4 protein-coding genes are annotated in these 7,173 nt (G+C 37.1%); all 4 read left to right on the forward strand.

Annotated elements, in window-relative coordinates; translation table 11 throughout:
* Nucleotides 1-104 precede the first annotated feature (104 nt).
* Nucleotides 105-227, forward strand: coding sequence for a phage tail assembly chaperone GT (gpGT, locus tag BM098_RS13900; RefSeq protein ID WP_268762411.1), 123 nt, complete (start codon nt 105-107; stop codon nt 225-227).
* A 16-nt stretch (nt 228-243) separates the two neighbouring features.
* Entirely contained in the window at nt 244-3,618 is a 3,375-nt protein-coding gene (locus BM098_RS12720; RefSeq protein ID WP_089833956.1) for a phage tail tape measure protein, read from the forward strand.
* Nucleotides 3,618-4,328 (forward strand): distal tail protein Dit, encoded by a 711-nt coding sequence (locus BM098_RS12725; protein ID WP_089833957.1) that lies wholly within the window; start codon nt 3,618-3,620, stop codon nt 4,326-4,328. The genes BM098_RS12720 and BM098_RS12725 overlap by 1 nt, the downstream gene beginning before the upstream one ends.
* Nucleotides 4,329-4,360: 32 nt before the next feature.
* The coding region (locus BM098_RS12730) for a phage tail protein (protein ID WP_200795853.1) at nt 4,361-7,173 on the forward strand (2,813 nt) is incomplete at its 3' end.

Here is a 7,173-nt window from a genome sequence, read left to right on the forward strand (position 1 = left end):
CAATCTGATGAAACAAAAAACTTTCTGGCGAAGAAAAATTAACGGATGAGGATTTTTCTATCGCCAAGCAAGCTGAATACTTAGATAAACTCATCCTAAAATTGATGGATAAAGGTAAAGACATTAACGAGATACTCGATATGCCCATCCATTATGTTGTACAACTGATGCAAGATAAAAATAAGCCAAGAGAAGAGAAGTCGCTTATAAAGGCTTTTGGCGGTTAAGAAGGGAGGATAAATAATGGCAGAAAGAATTGAAGGTCTATCCATTGAGTTAGATTTAGAAACGATGAAAATCAACTCAGGTCTAAAAGATTTAAAATCCCAATTAACCACTGTAAATAGTGAAATGAAAGCTAACATGTCTGCATTTGATCGCAGTGATAAAACCATCGTTAAATATGAAACGCGTCTGAACGGATTAAATAAGAAGTTAGAGGTACAACAAGCCGTTACAGATAGCGCTAGAAAAAGCTATGAGAAGATGGTAAAAGAGCATGGCGAAGGTTCGGAAGAAGCACAAAAGGCCGCAAAAGAGTATAACAATCAAGTTGCTGCTTTAAACAATTTAAGTCGGTATGTTGAACGCGTTGAAAAAGATTTATCTCAGTTAAGGGAAGAGCAACGCATCGCTAATTCTAATTGGACGAAGCTTGGGAATACATTGGATAGTGCCGGTAACAAAATGAAGAATTTCGGCGACAAAGCATCTGGTGTCGGAAATGCCTTATCTAAGACTGTCACACCCGCCGTTATTGGTATGGGAACAGCGATGGGGCTCGTCGCATCTAGCTATGAGGATTCCGCGGTGAAAATACAAAACTCACTGGGTTTAACTGCAGAAGAAACCAAAGAACTGACCGATATCTCACGAAATATTTATAAAAACGGATTTGGAGAAAGTGCAGAAGAAATTGATACTGCTTTATTACAAACAAAACAGAATATACGTGACTTAAACAATGAAGATTTAGAACGAATTACAGAGAAAGCTTTTTTACTTGCTGACACGTTCGAATCAGACGTAAATGAAGTCACGCGAGCAGGAAATAACATCATGAAGGGATTCGGTCTTGAAGCTGATGAAGCCTTTGATTTAATGGCTAAAGGGGCACAGAACGGACTTAATTTTAGTAATGAGATGTTTGATAATCTGAGTGAGTATTCCACTTTGTTTGGTAATATGGGCTATTCAGCTGAAGAATACTTTGAATTACTGCAGAAAGGTACAGAAGCAGGTGTTTACAACCTTGATTACATCAATGATGTCATGAAAGAATTCCAAATTCGTGTAAAAGACGGGTCTAAAACAACGTCAGATGCGATGGATAAATTATCTGAAGAAACTCAGACAGTTTGGAAGGAATTTAATAAAGGTGATAAAACTGTAAAAGATGTATCAAATGCGGTATTAAAAGAATTGAAGGGCATGGATGACCAAGTCTCTGCTAACCAGGTAGGTGTTGAGTTATTTGGTACCAAATTCGAGGATTTAGAATCAGAAGCGATGTATGCCCTTGGAGATATCGGAGATGGTCTAGAAGATGTAGACGGAACAATGGACGATATGACTAAGAATACAGAACGCTCGATATCAAGGCAATGGAAATCAACTTGGCGTGAAGCTAAAGAAGTATTACTGCCTGTTGGGGAAACTTTGCTTGATTTCACGAGAGAGGTATTGCCGGATGTAAAAGATGGTATTGAGGGTGTAACAGAATGGTTTGAAGAATTGGATGAAGAAGGTAAGAAAAATATCATCATGTTTGGTGGTATTGCCGCAGCTGCTGGTCCTGTTTTATCTGTAGTTGGAGGTTTAAGCTCAGGTATTGGTGGACTATTAAAAGTTGGTGGTTCGCTGTCGGCTTTATTAGGTAAAGCAGGCGGAACAGCATTACTTGGTAAACTTGGCGCATTAGGGCTGACTGGACCAGTTGGAATGGCAGTCGCTGGAGTCGCTGGATTGACTGCCGTTACTTATGGGTTAAGTAAAGCGACGGAGGAGAATTTAGAAGATACACTTAGTTCAATCGACACGAGAAAAAAAGAAATTGAATCTGTTGATGAACTTATTGAAAAATTCGGTGCGTTACAGGAGAAAAATAAACTTTCATCTGATGAAATTCTCAGATACATGGATATTTCTGATGAGCTAAAAGAAGCTAAAACCGAAAAGACAATAGAAAAATTGAAAGATGAACAAGCCGACTTATTAAAAAAGTCAAAGTTAACAAATGAAGAGATGGAAGAATTTTTAGAATTAAATGAAGAAGTTGTGAAAAAAGCACCTGCAACTTCGTCAGTTATTTCTGATCAAGGAAATGCCTATGCGGACGTCTTAGAAAAACTCGAAGATTTAAATGAAGCAGAGAGAAATAGGCTTATGAATGATACTTATGATGCTATCACCGAGGAATTGAATAATCATAAAGTTGCTTTGGAAAAGCAAAAAGATTTGCAAATTGAAATAGCTAAACAAGAGAGTGATCGCTCCACTAGGCTTGATGAATTGAATAAACTTTCTGAAGAACTTAAACAAAAAGATTTAGATATTGCGGACATCAAAAAAGAAATGAGCACATTATCAGGCGAAGAACGTTTAAAGCTAAGTGAAAAGTTGCTGCAAGAGGAAGAAGCGCGGAGACTTTTAGTTAGTCAAAAAGAAGGACATGAAGAAATAATTTCTAAGATTGATAAAACTATTTCAAAGAAAAAAGAATCTTTAGATGATACCAAAGAAGAACTAGCAGCATTTAATGATCTAGCCGGCGAATATGAAGCAATGATCCTTAAACAAGTAAACATTAATGCTGAAAAAGGTAAAGGACTAAAAACCGTCGAGAGTGAAATTGAAACATTAGAGAAAAAACGACAAAAATACATCGAATTAAGTAGAGAAAATGACGGTAACACGCAAGCTTATAAAGACCAAGCTAAGGAGTTAGGAGAACAAATTTCTAAGCTGGATGCAGCTAAAAAAGAATTAGAAAACATAAATGAAATAGCTGGTCGTACGATATATCAAAGTCGCATTGTTAATGTTAAGTTTCATGCTAGATATTCAGGTTTTAAAACAGGCGACTCAGCAAACATCGGCTTGGTTGGTGGAGGTGGCTATCAAGAGTATGCAAAAGGTACAGACTACCATCCTGGTGGTCCTTTTCTTGCGGGTGAAGAAGGTCCTGAACTTGGTCGGCTAGGTAATCGATGGGAAATGCTTGAGTTTGGTATGTATAAGCGCCCTGCAGGTTATCAAGTTTTCACAAATGAAGAAACAAAGAATATCATGAAAGCCTTTAATAGTATGCCTGGTTATGCTACTGGAATAAGTCCTGATGGTGAAGCAGATAGAATAGTAAACTCTTTGAGGAATAATTCTTTCAATAAGCTGTTAGCGTTGTTAGGAAAGCAAGCTACTGTACCTAATCAATCTATCAGACAAACGTCAGTTATTGATTATACAAAAGAACTATTAACTGCAACGTTAGAACAAAATGAATTATTGACTGCTATTCTGTCTAAAGATAATCATACCTACTTAGACGGCAAGCAATTGGAACCAGTTATAAGCAGTATTCAAGCAAGAAAACAATTTAAAAGGGGGAGAAGACCGTAATGAACAACCCAATTATGATTTTTAATGATCAAATCAATAATGATATATATTTACTTCGCGGACGTTCAAAATCAGCCTTCCATCCTATTAAAAGAGATATCAGAAAGAACGGTAGTAGTTATAGAATAAGAAAAAATGATAGGGGATTATTAACGATACAACAACCAATCGGTTTTAAGACGAAAACAGACGAAAAACATATTGAAGTAGTGGAAAAATTAACAAATTGGTTAGTCACAGACGATTGGACAAGACTATCATTTAGTGATGAACCAGGGAGAATCTATCTTGCAGTTTTACAAGAGGGTATAGACTTAGAAAAAATAGCTTGGTTAAGAGAAGGGACATTGTCATTTGTTGCTAAAGAAACGCTGGGACAACAAGAAATAATTAATGTTACTAGTACAACAACAACTGATAACATTGTCGGCCAAGAAAAAACACCTTGGATAGTAGAAGTAACATTCACTCAAAATACAAGTTCTTTTGAATTAACCACAAATCAAGGTTTGTATGTACTTTTAGGCTATCAATTTATAGCAGGAGATAACCTCGTTATAAAATATGATGGACGCGAAGTTTTGTTGAATGGCCATGATCTAAGGAGTGCAGTGAGATTAAAAACAAATTATGAGTTGTTACAACCAGGAACAATTGACATTAGTGCGAGTCATGATTGTACATTAACTTATGATGAAAGATTTCATTAGTTCGATACGTCATATAGGAAAGGAGGGTGATCATGTCAGAGTTATATCTTTTTAGTCAAGACGAAAAACTCATATCTATTCTAAGTGAAGACACAGGTCTGTTAAGTGCATATTATCGAATGGAAGTAAATAATGTGCCCGCAGAACCTTTCTCTTTCACAATAGAATCAGATCACGACAACGTGAAACATGTAAAAGAAGAAAACAAGGTTGTTTTCAAAGATCATGAAGGCGATTGGCGCATGATGGTTATTCGCGAATTAGATGATATTGATACTTTAGATGGTCCTGAAACAACCGCAACATGTGAGCCTGTATTTTTAGCGGAATTAACAGATCATATTGTTGTTGATAGACGATTTATTGATAGCACTGCAGATAAAGCGTTAAATGCCGCATTAGAAGGTACTCGTTGGATTGGTGAAGTAGAGATATCATTAGGTCTATCGTCAACAAACTTTTATTATCTCACGAGTATAGAAGCTATTTGGAAAACAAAGAACACATGGGGTGGAGAAGTTAAGGACGTTGTAGTGTTTGATGAAGAGACTAATGAGATTGTTGCTTGCAAAATTAAACTAATTCAACGATTCGGGGCGGATATTGGTCAACGATTTGAAATCGACCATAACACGACAGAGATAGGTAGGACTATACTTAGTTACCCTAAAACAGCTTTGTATGGGCGTGGTGCGAGTCTACAAACTGAAAATGATGGTTACACACGCTATATTGATTTTGAGGATGTTGAGTGGTCCATAGTAAATGGTGATCCAGTAGATAAACCGTTAGGTCAAAAGTGGATTGGTGATCCTAATTTATTAACACAACTAGGCTATGAAAACGGAACAAAGCATCGCTTTGGCATATACAGTAATCAAGACTATGACGATCCATCAGAATTATTGCAAGCTACTTGGAACTATTTACAGGATTCAGCTAGTCAAATCGCCATAAATTATCGATTGTCAGTGGATTTGTTTAATGAAACGGTGAGTTTGGGTGATACTGCTCAAGCAATCGATAGACGTTTTGCTAGACCAGTAGAAATACAAACACGAATCATAGCTATGGAGTACGACATATTAGATGTTGAAGAAACAATGGTTATTGAGATGGGACAGTTTTTAGAGTTAGATGATGACCGCATTGGAGAATTAGAAGAAACAATTGATCGCGATAGAGGAAAATGGGACCATCCAATAATTAATAACGAAAACTTTCCGAATACGAAGCCTAGCACACCAGTTAATGTTTCGGCAACCGGGGGATTTCAAACAATACAGTTACACTGGGACTATGATAGTCATATCTATATCAACAGCTATGAAGTATACGGCTCGCAAGTCATGGACTTTATACCAGACAGTCAACATTTATTATATCGTGGTCGAGTCAGTGGTTTTAATCACGAGGTTGCAACAGATCAAGTTTGGTACTATCGCATACGTGCTGTAAATACGCAGGGAACACCAGGAGAATTTAGCGCCCAGGTAAGCGCATCGACTGTACGTGTTATTAGCGATGATATTTTGTTTGGTGAGAGTATTGCAGCGGAGTTGCGTAAGTTAAATACAATTGCAGATGGCGCAGTGACATTTGAACAATTATCTCAACAAGCAAAGGAGTTAATTCAGCAAGATGCTAAGCAATATACAGATAGTGAAGTATCATCTACTAAAAATGAGTTACTTACTGACATTGCTAATAAGGCTGATTTAACTTATGTAGATGGACAATTGTTAAGTAAAGCAGATGCGAATAGCGTCTACACTATAACGCAATTAGATAATAAATTTGACAACGTGGTTAGTGTAACAAAATATCAGACCGACATAAATGGAATTGTCACAAATCTTGAATCACACGAAACGCGAATTTATCAAAATGAGTTAGGACTTGGAAGTAAAGTTGATGCAACTTATGTGCAGAGTGCTATAAGTGACATAGAAATTGGTGGTAGGAACTATTTTGTTATTAAAGACGCACTTGAGGATACATTACTTGCGTGGGCATCTGGTAATCCGTTACCTTCAACGGGAGCATTAACAAGTGGTTTTATGCCAGTTGAGTTGAACGCCACTTACTATGTGTCGCCTGTGAGAACTGACCAACTCTTTTATTATGATATTAATAAAGTGCATATTAGTGATTACGGTAATATGTCAGGTGGTACAACAATTCAAATTCCTAATGATGAAAGAATCGCTTTTATGCGAATTGTTTTTAGAAATAACTTTTTAGATGGAAGAACTAAGGAAGAAGTTGAAGTTAAGGTTGAAAAAGGCAACAAAGCAACAGACTGGACACCAGCACCAGAAGACGTACAAGCACAGATAGATGATAATGCTTTGGTAATATCTAACCATACAACTCTTATCGAACAAAACGAGTTGGCGATCACACAGCGTGCGACTACGACAGAAGTAAATGAATTGACGGGTCGAATGTCTATAGCAGAAGGTAGTATCACCACTATGTCTAACCAGATTGATCTTAAAGTTGATGTGGACGGTATTGTATCAAGCCTAAATCTTTCGCAAGAAGGCATACGAATTAAAGCATCTTTAATTGAGTTGGATGGTACTACACTCATAAGTAGTGGTATTATTCAAAATGCACATATTGCCAATGGTGCTATTACTAATGCTAAAATAGGTACGTTGGCTGTCAGCGCAGGTCAAATACAAAACGCCGCGATTACTAACGCAAAGATAGCTGATTTAGCTGTTGACTCTGCTAAGATTGCTGATGCAGCAATCACCAATGCAAAGATAGCTAATGCGTCAATAGACGATGCGAAAATATCCAGTTTAAGCGCAGATAAAATCAACGCCGGCATATT

Source organism: Halolactibacillus halophilus (assembly GCF_900115605.1).
Taxonomy (GTDB): Bacteria; Bacillota; Bacilli; order Bacillales; family Amphibacillaceae; genus Halolactibacillus; species Halolactibacillus halophilus.